We start from the raw sequence: 15643 nt of genomic DNA on the forward strand, positions 1-15643 counted from the left end.
TAAAGGATGAAAACGATTGTAAAAATATTGCTGACCGTGTCGCTGCCGGTGGCCATGCTGTCATCTTGTAAAAAGTACCTGAATGTCGTGCCGGACGACGTCGCCACGCTCGAAAGCGCTTTTGTCAATGCCAATGAGACGCAGGCCTATCTTTTCGGATGTTACAGTACGCTGCAGAACCTGTCCGATGTCCGGCGCAATGCAGGCTTTACTACTTCCGGTGAGATCATTTTTCCCTATCCCCTGCAGGATCAGTCCATCCTCGGCGGGCCAGGAGGGGATGACGGTTTCCAGATCCTCCGGGGTACGCAGAACAGCGCAAACCCGATCCTGAATTACTGGGACGGGTACAATATGGGGCTGAACCTCTGGCAGGCCATCCGGCGATGCAACACCCTCATCGCAAATATCAATATACCGCAAGACCTGCCGGCTTACAATAAGACCAGGTGGGTAGCCGAAGCCAAGTTCCTGAAAGCCTATTATCACTATTGGCTGATCCGTCAATATGGACCCATTCCCATCGTGGACGTAAGCCCTTCCGTCGACGCTACGACGGAGCAGGTGCGTGTCAAACAACAAACAGTGGATTCCTGCTTCAATTATGTGGTTGGCCTCCTGGATCAGGCAGCCGCCGACCTCCCTGCCGTCATTCAGAATACGGCTCTGGAAGCAGGCCGGATCACGTCTACCATCGCGCTGGCGGTGAAGGCTGAAGTGCTGGCCACCCAGGCCAGCCCGCTGTTCAACGGCAACCCGGATTATCTTGCGATGAAAGGCAAGGATGGCACCAGTTTCTTTCCCGCCACCTATGATCCAGGCAAATGGCAAAAGGCCCTCGCGGCGACGAAAGCTGCCATCGATGCGGCCAATGCCGCCAACGCCAGTTTGTACAGTCTGAAGCTCACCGGTAATATAGCCCATCTCACGGATTCCGTCCGGCAGCTGCTCACCATCCAGGGCGCCTTCGTAGACCCCTGGAACCAGGAACAGATATGGACCCTGAACCCCCAGTTCGGCTGGCAGTACATGGCTTCTCCCCGCGTAACGGCAGATGCGGCAGCCAATGTCTTTGCAGTGTATTCCAATTTTTCCGTGCCCATCGCCGAATCCGAGCTGTTCTATACCGATCATGGTGTGCCTATCGCCGAGGACAAGACCTGGGATTATGCAGGCCGGTACGCGGTGCAGTATGGCGACCAATCCCATTACTACTATCTTCGTAATAACTATCCCACTGCAAAGGGGAATTTCCACCGCGAGCCCCGCTATTATGCTGACGTGTCTTTCGACGGCGCCAATTGGTTCGGTTCCGGCAATACGGATGACAGGAACATGAACTACGTCAATGCCGTCAATGGATTTGCGGCTCCTCCCGACAAGCTGAGATACAACACAACAGGCTATTGGGCGAAAAAACTGGTGCCTTATCAATCCACAGCCGGGCAAAGCAGCGTCTGGCAGGGATATTCCTGGCCGTTCATGCGGGTCAGCGGTCTCTGGCTCCTGTATGCGGAATGCCTGAACGAGGTGAACGGGCCCAGCGCGGAGGTGTACAGCTGGATCGATAAAGTGCGGGCAAGGGCCGGACTGCAGGGCGTGGTCGATTCCTGGAATAATTATTCCATCAACGCGGGCAAACCTTCTACCAAAGATGGTCTCCGGTCGATCATCCACCAGGAAAGACGCATCGAGCTGTCCTTCGAAGGGCAAGCCGGATGGGACCTTAGAAGATGGAAAGAGCTGCAAAGCGTTCTCACGGGTCCGGTGCAGGGATGGAACGTCTTTAACAAGACGGTGAATGGATACTACCAGGTAGTGAATGTATTCCAGCCCATCTTCGGACTCCGGAATTATTTCTATCCTATACAGGATTATGACATCCTCACGAACCCCAACCTCACACAGACCCTATATTGGTAAATCAATGCTCAAAGAAATTTATATGACAGCATACACATTATTCACACAGCTGCAACGTCATCGCCTCCTCGGAGGAATGATGATCCTGCTGCTGGCCCTGCAGCCGGGCTGCAAAAAAACGGACGGGTATAACACCATCATTTCCACCGACAAGACCAAGCCGGGCGTCGTGACGAATATTAAGGTCGCCAACTTCAGCGGCGGAGCCTATATTACCTACAGCCTCCCCGAGTCGAAGAATATACTCTATGTACAAGCCCAATACAAGATCAATGACAAAGCCAGCCGGCAATCCAAATCTTCTTACTATTCCGACAGTATTACAGTGGGTGGTTTTGCAAAAAGCCAGGATTACCAGGTGGTGCTGTGGACGGTGAGCAGGGCGGAAGTCCGCTCGGACTCTGTAGTCGTGACCGTGCATCCCGATACACCCGCCTATATGAAGGTCGGACGTACCGTGAAGATGGCCAATGATTTCGGAGGCGTGCATATCATGGCCGTCAACAAAGAGCATGCCCCCGTCGGCGTTATAACTATTTCGCCGGACGCACGGAATAAATGGCAGATCGTATCACAGAACTATTCGGACCAGGATACCATTCAATTCAGCCTCAGGGGATATGACACGGTATTGAGAAAGTTCGGCGTATACGTTACTGACAAATGGGGGAATATATCCGATACGGTATTTCAGGACATACTTCCCATTTTTGAGGCGCAGATGAGTAAATCGAAGTTCCAGCCCTATGTATTGGGCACCGACGTTGCCACCGGCTTTGGTTGGATACTGCAAAATATATGGGATGGCAACACCGGCTCACCCGGCTATCACACCGCTCAGCCCATTCAACCCCTGGTCTGGCCAGCTGTGATCACCTTTGACATGGGACAGGATGCGAAATTGAGCCGCTATACGATCTGGAACAGGGGCATCGATGGCAGCGGTAACTGGCTATGGCAGGCGGGCGCTCCGCTCACCTGGGTATTGTGGGGCCGCACCACCACGCCCGTCGATGAAACGATGCCGACGGCGGACAACCTGCCGCCTGTCGGGGGTACTACACCTGGCGGATGGATCAACCTGGGCACCTTTGTCCTGCCGGATAAACCTTCCAAACTCCCCAATCCTCAGTATACCAATGAGGACCTGGCTTTCTGGAATGCAGGCTTCTCCTATAATTTTGACCTGGCCCTTCCCAGAGTGCGGTACATGCGGTTTGAATGCCTGGAGAACGTATCGCAGACCAATAACTTTTTCAATATAGCGGAGATGACATTCTGGGGCGACCCAAGATAGTGTGCATATCAGGCGCGAACACTAACGGTTAAAAATATGACAATGAAAAAATATTATAAAAATTCCTGGATTTTACTCGCCTGCTTCCTCGCAGTTGGGGGATGCAGTAAAAAGCCTACGGACTACCGGTCCTTTCTCAACAATACGGAGATCACCTATCCGGGTAAAGTAAACGGCACTCAGGTCCTGCCTGGCAACGGAAGGCTTATGTTGACATGGCATCCCAGCCCGGATCCCAGCATTGCCAAATATGTGGTCACCTGGAACAACGGCGCTGACTCGGTGGTAATGCCGGCGGCTTCCCATAATACCAGCGACACGGTGAAATGTATCATTAACAATCTGTCTGAGTACTCCTACACATTTTTCCTGTATTCCTATGATGGGGAAGGCAACCGGAGCGTCGTGACGGAGATCGACAACGCCCAGGTATATGGCAACATCTACCGGTCAGGATTGCATAATCGCATGCTGGACTTTTCCAAACCGAGCCTTCTCAACGGCGATGGGTCTGCGACCCTGAACTTCCTGCCGCCAACGGACACGATCAATATAGCCACCCGCTGCAAATATGTCAACAACAGCGGTGATACGGTTTACGCTTATTTGCCCTCAAGCAATAGCACTGTCACCCTGCCGGACTTTAAAGAAGGTACGAAAATTACTTTTCAATCCTCTTTCATACCTTCCATCGGCGCGATTGACACCTTTTACAGCATCATCAATGACAGCGTTCCGTATCTCATGTGCGATAAGACCATTTTCACGGAAGTTCATCTTCCCAACGACCTGAACCCGTACGGCAGCGATACCTACCTGGCACGTATCTGGGACGGCAATATGCAGCCGAGGGGTTATCCAGAGATATTCCATAGCAGTGGCGGCCCGGGCATACCGGGTACGATCACGTTCGATATGCACAAGATATATAGCAACCTGGGCAAGATCGAGGAGACAGGGAGGAGCTGTTGTCACAATCCCCTGGATTTCGAGATCTGGGGCATCGCTGATACCACCGGCGCCATCACAAGCCTGACGCCTGGTGATGGGGGATGGGCAGCGGATATGACAGCCAAAGGTTGGACATTGTTGAAAGAAGTCGTAAGAACCGACGATGGGGTCGCGCCATATGATGCGATCCTCAATAATCCACCCACGCCCGTGAGGTTCGTCGTCATCCGTATAAAGACCGTTGCAACCAACCAAAGCTATACCAATATCAGTCAGGTGACGTTGTGGGATAAGTAATAATCAAAGCGCAGGCGATCATGATAAATAAGATATCCGTTGTTGATACCCGTTATCCCCTCGGCAATGGCGCCGGAAGCGACGCCATTCACCGGGACCCCGTCTACTCCTATGCAGTCACCCAGCTACATGATGACAGCGGTCTCACGGGCGTCGGCCTTGCCTTCACCCTGGGAGAAGGGAATGATATGGTCTGCAAAGCCGCGCAGTTATATGCCGAGAAACTAAAGGGAAAAGATATAGAGGAATTGATGAGCGACTTTGGCAATATCTTTAACAGCCTGTCCAACGAACAGCAGTTGCGATGGCTCGGGCCTCATAAAGGCGTCGTGCATCTGGGGCTGGCTTCCGTGACGAATGCCTGCTTCGACCTCTGGGCGAAAAAAAGAGGCGTCCCGTTGTGGAAACTGCTCATCGACCTTTCCCCGGAAGAACTGATCAGGACCCTGGACCTTTCGTACCTGGAAGACGAGCTGACAAGGGGGGAGGCCCTCGCCCTGCTGAAAACAAACGGGAAAGGGAAAGATGTCCGGCAGGGAATATTGACCGCAGGCTATCCCGGGTACGACACTTCCATCGGCTGGTTCAATTATCCTGACGATAAGGTGAGGGAAAATACGGTGAAGGCGGTTGCCAATGGATTTACGGCCATGAAATTGAAGGTGGGTTCGTCCGACCCGGAAAGGGATATACGCCGTGCCCATATCGTAAGACAGGCGGCGGGCGACAAGGTGAAAGTGATGCTGGACGCCAACCAGCAATGGACACTGCCACAGGCTTTCCGCATATGCCGGCAGCTGCAGGATATCGATCCCTATTGGATCGAAGAGCCGACGCACCCCGACGATGTCCTTGGACACAAGACCCTGGCCAGGAGCATTGCGCCCACAAAGCTGGCGTTGGGCGAGCACGTACCCAATCGTATCATATTTAAGAATTACCTTCAGGCGGAATGTGCCGGGTTCATACAGGTGGATGCCGTCAGGGTAGGGGGAGTGAGTGAGTTCATAACAGTGAGCCTGCTTTGTCGTAGATTTGGGATTCCTGTAGTTCCGCACGTGGGGGACATGGGGCAGCTGCACCAGCACCTCGTATTGTTCAACCACATCACTCTTGGACATCAGGCCTTATTCCTTGAACATATTCCCCATCTTCAAAAGCATTTTGTACATCCGGTGGTCATTGCCGGCGGTGTTTACAAAACACCGCAGGAGCCGGGTAGCAGCTGCGATCTGAAATAGCATGATAAAGAAGCCAGATATCATTATCAGTGTGCTTTATATACTCGGCATCGTCACCGTGGGGTTATGGGCGGGCATCCGCCGGAAAAGACAGGAGGCGTCGTCCAATGATTATTTCCTGGCAGGAAAGACCCTGCGCTGGCCCATGATCGGGCTGGCGCTCTTTGCTACCAATATATCCTGCCTTCACCTGGTAAGCCTGGCGCAGAGCGGGTTTGACACGGGATTGCTCAGCGGTAATTTCGAATGGATGGCCGCTTTTACGCTCATCCTGCTGGCGCTTTTCTTTGCCCCGTTCTATATCCGCAGCGGTGTCAGTACCCTGCCTGATTTCCTGGAAAGACGATACAACCGCGCCTGCCGGGATTGGCTGACCTTTGTGTCCATTCTTTCGGCCATTATCATTCATATTGCCTTTTCATTGCTTACGGGAGGGATCGTACTGGAAACGCTTTTTGGTATCGATATGTACACCAGCGTTACTGTGATCGCCGTGGTCACTGCTGTGTATACCATCATCGGAGGGCTCCGGGCCGTAGTCGTTACCGAAAGTATCCAGACAGTGGTGCTCGTAGCCGGCGCCGTTGTCATCACCATTGCCTGTTTCACAAAAATGGGCGGGTGGGGCGCCATGGTAGCTACCTTGCAGGAGACGCACCATTTGGAGAAGCTGTCCATGCTGCGTCCACATGGCGATGCCGGCGGACTGCCCTGGTATGCGGTATTCCTGGGATATCCCGTCCTGGGTATCTGGTATTGGTGCGCGGACCAGACGATCGTTCAGCGTATTTTGGGAGCGAAGGATGTCAACGAGGCCCGTGCCGGGGCGCTGTTCTGCGGATTCATAAAAGTATTGCCTGTCTTCATATTCATCGTGCCGGGGCTGCTGGCCTATACGCTGTCGCAAAAGGGCTTGTTGGACATCCATACTTTGCAGAAGACAGATGCCGCCGGCAATACGATCACCAACAGTAAAAGCATCTATACATTGATGATCACCCAACTTGTGCCCACGGGCTTTGCAGGCATTATTGTGGCGGCCTTGCTGTCCGGCCTCATGAGCCAGGTGTCCGGAGCCCTGAATTCCATCAGCACCCTGGTAAGCTTTGATCTCTACAAACGCTTCCGGCCGGCGGCTGATGAACGGCAACTGGTGAGGATGGGGCGGATAGCGGCAGGCATCGCGCTGGTACTCTCCATTTTTTTATTGCCTTTGCTCAATAGCTATGGCAGCATCTTCAATGGGATCAACGATATTATCGCCCATATCGCACCTCCCATCACCTGCGTATTCGTATTGGGCGTTTTCTGGAAACGTGCTTCCGCAAAAGCGGCACAGATCACTTTGCTTGCGGGGTCGCTCATGGGCGCACTGGTCTACGTGGTCAACAAGCTATATCCTCATACTGCCATGGCGGCTATCCCTTTTATGATGATAGCGTTCTACCTTTTCATAGTCTGCCTGGTCATGCAGGGAGTACTATCTTATGTATATCCGGTGCACCATACCCCGGAAAGCGCGGCCCTGTATTGGAAGTCGCCCCTGGAGCCGCTGCGGGATAAAGGATGGAGCGGGTGGGGCAATTATAAAATGCTGTCCGGCGTACTGCTGGCAGTGATGATAGTATTATATTTCATATTCTGGTAAAATGGAAAAGCAAACCTTATAATGAAACTATTAGAAGATAAAGTTATATTCCTCACCGGAGGCTCGAAGGGAATTGGACTCGAATGTGCGAAGAAATATGTGGAGGCAGGCGCCCGGGTGGCTATCGTATCCAATGATCTCACCTCTATGACGGAAGCCGTCGGGATCCTGGGGCATTCCGGCATGGGCATACTCTGTGACGTATCCAATCCCAGGGATGTAAAGGCCGCCATACAGCAGACCCTGGATAAATATGGGCGAATCGACGTCATTCATAACAATGCAGGTATCGCACATCCGGCCAAACCTCTGCACGAGACGGAAGAGATGGAATGGGATGCGCTGTTCAATGTCAACCTTAAAAGTATTTTATATACGACGAAACACGGGCTGGAAGCGTTGCAGCGGTCTGAAGGCTGCATCCTGAATACCAGCAGCCTTGTGGGGGATATCGGGCAGGATAACCATGCCGCTTACACGGCCACTAAGGGAGCCATCAATGCGCTTACCAAATCGATGGCGCTGGATTATGCTCCTTTCAGGATACGGGTGAATGCAGTCGCGCCTGCGGGGGTTTGGACGGTCATGCTGCGCGAGTGGGGACAAGCCCAGGAAGATGCAGCAGGCATCGAGCAATACCTGGACGGCATTCATGCACTGGGCTACTGCCCCGAAGGAGACGTAGTGGCCGATGCCTGTGTATTCCTCATATCCGACAAGGCCCGCTTTATCACCGGCAATATACTGCCCGTCAGCGGCGGAGCAGAACTGGGATATCGTCGAATCATGCATCGGGGCGACCAGGCTGCGGTGCCAAAAAATTAGCCGCCCCCGAAGGGGCGGCCCTCTTCATGAACCCTGCCTTTTGTGTTGCCTGCCATAAGAAACGTCTTCCGAATGCCTGTCTTTATATTGCTGCCATTTCAATGCCTTATCTGCTAAGATCCGATGAGACAAAGATAACACGTATGCCGCCCCGTGGCAATGGCTGTATCCCCCCATCTGTTGTACAAATCCTCTCTTTATTTTTTTCTGTATCTTCCGGGCATGATGAAGCTGATCCTCGGTGGTGCCCTTTGTATGATGTTTTACACCATACATGCGCAATCCGGCCTGCAGTCATTGGACGAACATATCCTGGAATACCTGGCTGCCCATAGGACTCCCGGACAGACAGCATTCTGGCGCGCCCTATCAAATGCGAACACCTATGTGGATGTGGGCATCCCCACCGGCCTGCTGGCAGCCGGGCTTATCCGGAATGATGTGGATATGAAGAAAAATGCCTTGTATACAGCCAGCAGCACGGCCTTGTCTATTTTAGTGAACTTTACCATTAAGCGCATTGTCAAACGTCCCCGTCCCTTTATCACCCACGTTCACTTCACCCCTGTATACCGCCCCGGGGATTATTCATTTCCGTCCGGGCATGCTGCTTCTTCTTTCGGCGCTGCAGTCGCTCTCGCAAGGGCTTATCCGAAATGGTATGTGATGGCGCCGGCTCTTTTATGGTCATCCGGTATCGGCTATTCCCGCATGTATCTCGGCGTGCACTATCCGACAGATGTCGGCGCAGGAGCGCTTCTGGGTATTGGCAGCGCTTTTGGGATGGGATTTTTACGTCCTTAAGATCTTTTCCGCTGAAAACTTGGTTGGAACAAAAGAAAGTGCTTACTTTGCGTCATATTAACGCAAACATGCTTAAATTTCATGAATACCGGAACCCCGCACTTGCCATCGACCTGGTGGTGTTTGGGTATTACGAGAAGGTGCTATCTGTCCTTCTGCTCAACAGGAACGAGGAGCCGTTTAAGAATGGCTGGACCCTGCCGGGCGCTTTTTTGCAGATGGAAGAGCGATTTTCGGAAGCTTGTGGCAGGATACTGAAGACGAAGCTGGGGATGGAGCATCTGTTCCTGGAGCAATTGTACAGTTTTGATGAGCCGGGAAGAGACCCTCGCGGCAGGGTAATATCCGTGACCTATTTCGCCCTGGTAAACCCCAGGAATTTCGGGCTCGCGGCGGGGAAAATGGCCAACGACGTATCCTGGCATGATATTAAGAAAATGCCGGAACTGGGATTCGATCATAAAAAGATCTTTAAAAAAGCGCTGGAGAGGCTTCGTTCGAAGATCCTTTACTTCCCGGTGGGATTCGAGCTGCTGGATGAGATGTTTACGATGACGGAGCTGCATGAGTTGTATGAATGTATCCTGGATATCAGCATTGACCGGAGGAATTTCCGCAGGAAGATCCTGGATTCGGAATATATCATAGATACGGGGCAAAAAAGAGAAGGGCTGCAGAACAGGCATCCTTCCTTGTATAAGTTCAATAAAAAACTAAAACAGCATAATTTTAACCTTAATGTTTCCTGATCATGCGCAAGACAGACGGTGGTACGAAAAAGTTGGCGAAAGGGCTGAATGATGTATCGCTCTGGGTGGGGGAAAAAGGAGAATCAGCAAAAAGTCCATGTAGACAACAAACGCCTGGACCTGCTGGAAGTACCTGTGGAAAGAGTATGGGATGCCTTTGACAATGCGCTTAAAAGGAAAATAGGGGTCAATATTTCATGAGAACGACAACATTATACAGGCCCGTTGGATTAAAGGAGCTGGAACTTATCAAACAGTCCGGGTGGAGAAAATTTCCGCCAAGATTGGAATGGCAACCCATATTCTATCCGGTGCTGAACCATAAATATGCGGCACAGATCGCGTCCGAATGGAATGCTCCGGATGAATTTTCCGGGTACTGCGGTGTTGTTACAGAATTCGATGTGCTCGAATCTTTTTGTTCGAAATTTACTGTTCGGAATGTTGGAGGCGAGATGCATAATGAATTGTGGGTTCCGGCTGAAGAGCTGGAGGATTTTAATAGCAACATAATTGGCCCTATTCGGATAGTGGAAGTCTACTTAGGGAGCTCTTTTCAGCAGCCAGCTGACATTGAGCTTGCAAATGAGTTGCAAAAATTTAAGAAATGAACGAGGAAGAAAAATATAGAACCAGCAAATTTTTGAGTCTTGTCCTGCGGCATAAGCCGGAAGAGATAGGTCTCCCATTGGACGTAAATGGCTGGGCGGATGTTGATGAGCTGATCAGCAGGTGTGCTGTGGCAGGAAAAAGATTTTCAGCTCAGGAACTGGAAGAGATCGTCGCCACAAATGACAAGAAACGTTTCGCCTATAATAGTGACAAGTCGAAGATAAGAGCCAGCCAGGGTCACTCTATTGATGTAGAGCTGCAATTGGAAGTGAAAGAACCTCCGGAGCTGCTATTCCATGGAACAGTTGAAAAATTTTTACCTGCCATCAAATCTCAGGGACTGCTGAAAATGAAGAGGCAACATGTGCATTTGAGCCGGGACAGGGCTACCGCTGAAAAGGTGGGAGAGCGGCGGGGCGAAGCCATCATTCTCATCGTTCGGAGTGACGAAATGAACCAGGATGGTTTTGTCTTCTATCAGTCGGCGAACGGGGTATGGCTGACAGACCACGTGCCAGCGAAGTATATTGATTTTTAAGGCCTAGGAAGTGGGATAAAATCATTAAGAAATGAACCGGGATTTTGTAAAGGACGTTTTATTGGGTGTAGCAACCGGCGATGCCATCGGTGTGCCGGTGGAATTCAGATCTCGTACTGAGTTATTGGTAAATCCTGTCACAGGTATGAGGGGATACGGCAGCCATAATCAGCCTCCGGGAACGTGGTCGGATGATAGCTCATTGACCTTCTGCCTCGGGGAAATGCTCTGCGGAAAATATGATCTTGAGGACCTTGGCAACCGTTTTATAAACTGGGCGGATCGTGGCTACTGGACCCCTTATGGTGTAGTCTTTGACAAAGGAATTGCGACAGCCAGCGCCATCACCAGGCTGAAAATGGGGGGTTCCACCATTCTTGCGGGAGGCAACGAGGAAAGTAGCAATGGGAATGGATCATTAATGCGGATACTGCCGTTGTTGTTCTTAATAAAGGACAAAGGGATTGACGAAAGGTTCCTGATCATAAAGGATGTTTCTTCATTAACACATCGCCATATCCGCTCAGTACTGGCTTGTTTTATCTACCTGGAAATTGCAATGGAGATACTTTCAGGAAAAGAAAGGACTGAAGCGTATCGGCAGGCTTGTATTAGGGTACAAACCTTTCTTGATGAGACAGCCACCTGTACAGAAAAAGAGAAAGCCAATTTTACGAGGATACTTTCAGGAAACTTGTACAAAGACGCAGAAGATGACATCTTGTCCAGCGGTTATGTGATACACACACTGGAGGCCTCAATCTGGTGTTTGTTGAAAACCAACAATTATAAAGATGCGGTCCTGAAAGCTGCTAACCTGGGACAAGACACGGATACGACCGCGGCAGTAACAGGCGGGCTTGCCGGATTATTGTACGGCTGGGAAACCATACCCGAAGAGTGGCTTGCTGTTCTGGCAAAAAGAGAAGAAATAGAAGAGCTTTGCCGCAGGCTCAACAAAAAATTTAAATAGTATGTCAAGGACCTATGTAATAGGCGATATTCATGGCGCACTCAGGGCACTCGACCAGTTATTGGCCAGGATAAGCCTGAAAAAAGGCGACCGGCTCATTTTCCTGGGCGACTATGTGGACGGCTGGTCCCAATCCTCAAACGTATTGGAAAGACTGATGGAACTGGATGAACAATACGCCTGCATCTTCATCAAAGGCAACCATGACGTCTGGTGCGAAGAATGGCTGGCAGGAGAAACCCCGGACGTTAACTGGCTCTTACACGGAGGGCTGGCTACCGTCGCCAGCTATGAGCCGCTTAGGCCGAAAGAACGCCAAAAGCATCTCGCGTTCTTCAATCGCATGCGGAACTACTACATCGAAGAGGATCGTCTTTTCATCCATGCCGGTTTCTCCTCTATGCACGGCCCGCAGAACGAACATTATTCCAGCAATTATTCCTGGGACAGGACTTTGTGGGAGATGGCGCTGGCGTTGGATACAAGGATAAAGAAGACCTCTTATAGGTACCCTAAAAGATTGCTGCTTTTCGACGAGATCTACATCGGCCACACACCCACTGTGAATTATAACATATTTGAACCTATGCGTGCGCACAATGTCTGGAATGTTGACACGGGCGCTGCTTTCGACGGCAGGCTTTCCGCTCTTGAAATACATACGAAGGAATTCTGGCAGAGCGATATTATTCTAACACTTTATCCCGGTGAAAAGGGAAGGAATAAATAAATTCAGAACCTGACACTCGTAGCTTTCCCTTTAAATTTCATCGTCTTTTCCGCACCTCCGGTCATCAACTGTACACGGAACATCTGCTCTACTTTCATGTTGCCAGGGTTCCCGCCGGGTTTCATCCTTAGTACGCTGTGCGCATCATCCCATGTCATATGGATCAGTGAAGCCTTCCCCTGCAGATAGCCAAGGCTGATGCCATCATCCTGGTAAAGTGTAAAAGCTCCATCTGCACCCGGATAGATCCGTAAACACATCGGCGCCGTCACCACCTCATCCGAATACTGCCGCACCGGATCGAAAGGCAGGATGGCCCCTGCACGTACATAAACAGGCATGACAGACAGGTCGACCTCCCTGAGGACCCACTGGCCGCCCGCAACGGGGACTCCGCTCCACCAGTCATACCAGGTTCCCTTCGGCAGGTAAACATTGCGGTGGGTGGCGCCCTTTTCAAACACAGGCGCTATCAGCATGTCCCGCCCCCAGAGATATTCGCTGCCGAGAGCACGGGCCGTAGTGTCGTCCGGATAATGCAGCCAAAGGGCGCGCATCAGCGGCATACCGGACCGGCGGGCTTCCCATGCCAGAGTATAGGTGTAAGGCAGCAGCTGGTAATGCAGCTCATCATATTTTTTGGCCACCGGTTCGATGGCCGGGTTGTTCATCTCGGATGCCAGCACATTGCGGCGGATATTCGTGCTATCGGCGGGATTGGTCTCGAGCTCTCCCCGGTCGCCCTGACCCCAGCCCCAGGGCAAGATGGTCATGGTCGTACGGCCATGACTGCGGAAAGAGGGGCAAAAAGCGCCGAACTGGAACCAGCGGGCAAACAGCTCTCCCGTTTTTTCAGCGTTGGGATAGAATCCTCCGATGTCCGAACCCCAGTAGGGACTTACACTAAGGGAATAATTGATGCCGACTGCCACCTGCGCTTCCAATGTCTTCCACGAAGATTCCGTGTCACCCGACCATACCCAGCCGCCCCAGCGGGCTATGCCTAAGTAACCATTGCGATGAAGGCTCCAGGGGCGGACATTGGGAAGCGTGGACAGCGGTCCCTGGTAGTACAGCTGATGACGCTTTATACGCTCATAAAGATTGAACCAATCTCCTTCGTCGGGCCAAAAAGCATCTGCGCCTGCCTTCATCAGGGCCACATGCTCCTGCCAGTAACCTTGTATATGTCCGTTGTCGATTGGTTCCCCGGCAGCTGGTGGTATCGACCCATGCAACGTAGGGAGGCGATCCCGGTCCCACGGTACCATATGCAATACTACTTTTACATGCCTGGCATGGAGATCCGCCAGCACGACGGCAGGATCCCGATGAAAGATTTCCGGGTTAAACTGAAAGGAAGGCTGCCTGGTATTCCAACCCCGGGGAGTAAAGCCGGTGCCCAGGTAGATGACGGCATCCACCGGGATCTTTTTCGCGCGAAAGCTATCCACGATGCCCAGCATCTGTGACTCATCCTTCAACGTACGATGCGACTGCATATATCCCAATGCCCATTTGGGGGGCATGACCGCGGGGCCCGCCAGGAGAGAAACATCCGCCATCAGGAAGGATGGATCATGGGCATCGAAAACGAACACATCATAAAGCCCTGGAATGACAGTAGACGCGGGAGGCAGGCCTTTGGCCTGCGCCAGTCCCTGGTTCCTTTCATTCTGTTGTACCGAATCCTTCGCAGTGGGCTTCCACGGAACAAAGATCCCCTTGTGCGCGTCCCGGAGGTCCACCTGTACCCAGGGAGATGCAATGAACAGGGCCCAACCGTCCGTGCCGATCAGCAGGGGGACAGGGTTCCGGGAACCATAGGCATCGCTCTGCCAGCGGGGCTGCATTTCCTGCCATCTTCCCCTGCGATCGAATTCGATGGCAGCATGCCGCCAGTCCATGCCAGGCTCAGGCCGGCGTCCTCCTTCGCCCAGCCCCAGCACCGGGGAGTTGCCGCACCGGAAAGCAAGGGTATTATCATCCCCGAAGACCAGCTCCTGTACAGGACGGCCATCAGCTGTTTTTACGACGACCGTCAACGGATGGGGCAGGACCTCCACCAGCAGGCTGCCTATGCGCCGCCTGACAGGGGCGGAAAGGTGGGTAAGCCGAAGATCCGCAGGGGCATAGTGATGGTCCGCCAACGCGGGAGACCAGGGGAATTCCTCGCGAAAGGTCTCCGGCTTAAGCGTCACCCGTATGCTGTGGCGTCCTGCCTGCCGGATCGTCAGCACGGCAGGAGCGCCCGCTGTCGTTATGGGTTGTGCCCCGGTGACACCAGCATATAAGAGGATCAGGCAAAGAAAACATCTCATGTGCATAAAGATGAATAATTCTCCCCAATGGCCAAACCTGCATTTTACCAGGGGGCAATCACATTTTAACCCGGATCCCGGAAAAAAAGATTTGGAAAATAATACCAATCGGTATAATTTTGCTTTATCAAATTAGTCCAGCATGAGCAAGGCCGAAAAAACAAAACAGTTTATTGTGGAGAAAACGGCGCCCATCTTCAACAAGAAAGGATATGCCGGCACGTCTATCAGCGATATGACGGAAGCAACGGGCCTTACCAAAGGGAGCATTTACGGCAACTTCGCTAACAAGGATGAGGTGGCCCTGGCCGCTTTCGATCATAACGTGCGGAAAGTGACTTCCATGATCCGCGCCGAAATGGATAAGAAAAAGACCATCCGGGAGAAATTGCTGGTCTATGCGGATGTATATAATAACACGCATGGCTTTCCTGAAGGCGGCTGCCCCATACTCAATACCGCCGTCGAGTCGGACGATACGCATGAGGAACTGAAGAAGAAAGTTGTGGACGTCCTCATCTCCTGGAAAGACCTTATCATATCCCTGTTGCAGCAAGGCATTGAGAACAAAGAGTTCAGGGAGATCCGGGACCCCGAACAGACCGCCCTCTCCATCATCGCCACCATCGAAGGCGGTATCATGATCGCCAGGGTGACGGGCAAGCCTCACTACAGAAGACAGGTGATGGACCACGTGGGAAAAATGATCCGGAACCTGAAGTAAATTTTTTTGA

General features: G+C 52.0%; 15 protein-coding genes. 14 read left to right on the forward strand and 1 reads right to left on the reverse strand.

Annotation, left to right across the window (positions count from 1 at the left end):
• The first annotated feature begins 6 nt into the window (after positions 1-6).
• The 13 genes from Q4E93_RS10680 (at position 7) to Q4E93_RS10740 (ending at position 12588) form a co-directional block, all read left to right on the forward strand.
• Positions 7-1923, forward strand: a complete 1917-nt coding sequence (locus Q4E93_RS10680; RefSeq protein WP_303585020.1) for a RagB/SusD family nutrient uptake outer membrane protein — start codon at positions 7-9, stop codon at positions 1921-1923.
• 22 nt (positions 1924-1945) lie between these two features.
• Complete coding sequence (locus tag Q4E93_RS10685; protein WP_303585022.1) at positions 1946-3220, forward strand: DUF5000 domain-containing lipoprotein; 1275 nt, start codon at positions 1946-1948, stop codon at positions 3218-3220.
• Positions 3221-3262: 42 nt separating this feature from the next.
• Positions 3263-4468 carry a DUF4998 domain-containing protein gene (locus Q4E93_RS10690; RefSeq protein WP_303585024.1) on the forward strand — a complete coding sequence of 402 codons (1206 nt, stop codon included), beginning with the start codon at positions 3263-3265 and terminating at the stop codon, positions 4466-4468.
• A gap of 20 nt (positions 4469-4488) precedes the next feature.
• Positions 4489-5709: an enolase C-terminal domain-like protein gene (locus Q4E93_RS10695; RefSeq protein ID WP_303585025.1), complete on the forward strand. Its 1221-nt coding sequence runs from the start codon at positions 4489-4491 to the stop codon at positions 5707-5709.
• 1 nt (position 5710) lies between these two features.
• A complete protein-coding gene (locus Q4E93_RS10700; protein ID WP_303585026.1) occupies positions 5711-7357 on the forward strand; it encodes a sodium:solute symporter in 1647 nt (548 codons plus the stop codon).
• Positions 7358-7378: 21 nt separating this feature from the next.
• Complete coding sequence (locus tag Q4E93_RS10705) at positions 7379-8182, forward strand: SDR family NAD(P)-dependent oxidoreductase (RefSeq protein WP_303585029.1); 804 nt, start codon at positions 7379-7381, stop codon at positions 8180-8182.
• A 222-nt stretch (positions 8183-8404) separates the two neighbouring features.
• Positions 8405-8986, forward strand: coding sequence for a phosphatase PAP2 family protein (locus Q4E93_RS10710; protein WP_303585031.1), 582 nt, complete (start codon positions 8405-8407; stop codon positions 8984-8986).
• Between the two features lie 68 nt (positions 8987-9054).
• Positions 9055-9735, forward strand: a complete 681-nt coding sequence (locus Q4E93_RS10715; protein WP_303585033.1) for an NUDIX hydrolase — start codon at positions 9055-9057, stop codon at positions 9733-9735.
• Between the two features lie 48 nt (positions 9736-9783).
• A complete protein-coding gene (locus tag Q4E93_RS10720) occupies positions 9784-9936 on the forward strand; it encodes a hypothetical protein (RefSeq protein WP_303585034.1) in 153 nt (50 codons plus the stop codon).
• A complete protein-coding gene (locus Q4E93_RS10725) occupies positions 9933-10346 on the forward strand; it encodes an ADP-ribosylation/crystallin J1 (protein WP_303585036.1) in 414 nt (137 codons plus the stop codon). The genes Q4E93_RS10720 and Q4E93_RS10725 overlap by 4 nt, the downstream gene beginning before the upstream one ends.
• Positions 10343-10885: an RNA 2'-phosphotransferase gene (locus tag Q4E93_RS10730; protein ID WP_303585038.1), complete on the forward strand. Its 543-nt coding sequence runs from the start codon at positions 10343-10345 to the stop codon at positions 10883-10885. The genes Q4E93_RS10725 and Q4E93_RS10730 overlap by 4 nt, the downstream gene beginning before the upstream one ends.
• Positions 10886-10916: 31 nt before the next feature.
• Positions 10917-11858 carry an ADP-ribosylglycohydrolase family protein gene (locus Q4E93_RS10735; protein WP_303585040.1) on the forward strand — a complete coding sequence of 314 codons (942 nt, stop codon included), beginning with the start codon at positions 10917-10919 and terminating at the stop codon, positions 11856-11858.
• A gap of 1 nt (position 11859) precedes the next feature.
• Complete coding sequence (locus Q4E93_RS10740) at positions 11860-12588, forward strand: metallophosphoesterase (protein WP_303585042.1); 729 nt, start codon at positions 11860-11862, stop codon at positions 12586-12588.
• 2 nt (positions 12589-12590) lie between these two features.
• On the opposite strand, the gene Q4E93_RS10745 is transcribed toward Q4E93_RS10740, so the two are convergent.
• Complete coding sequence (locus tag Q4E93_RS10745) at positions 12591-14909, reverse strand: glycoside hydrolase family 31 protein (protein ID WP_303585043.1); 2319 nt, start codon at positions 14907-14909, stop codon at positions 12591-12593.
• Positions 14910-15051: 142 nt separating this feature from the next.
• Here Q4E93_RS10745 and Q4E93_RS10750 point away from each other — a divergent pair, with 142 nt between their 5' ends.
• On the forward strand, positions 15052-15633 hold the full coding sequence (locus tag Q4E93_RS10750; RefSeq protein WP_303585045.1) for a TetR/AcrR family transcriptional regulator: 582 nt from the start codon (positions 15052-15054) through the stop codon (positions 15631-15633).
• The last annotated feature ends 10 nt before the right edge of the window (positions 15634-15643 follow it).

Source organism: Flavitalea plasmicola (genome assembly GCF_030546645.1).
Classification (GTDB): Bacteria; Bacteroidota; Bacteroidia; order Chitinophagales; family Chitinophagaceae; genus Puia.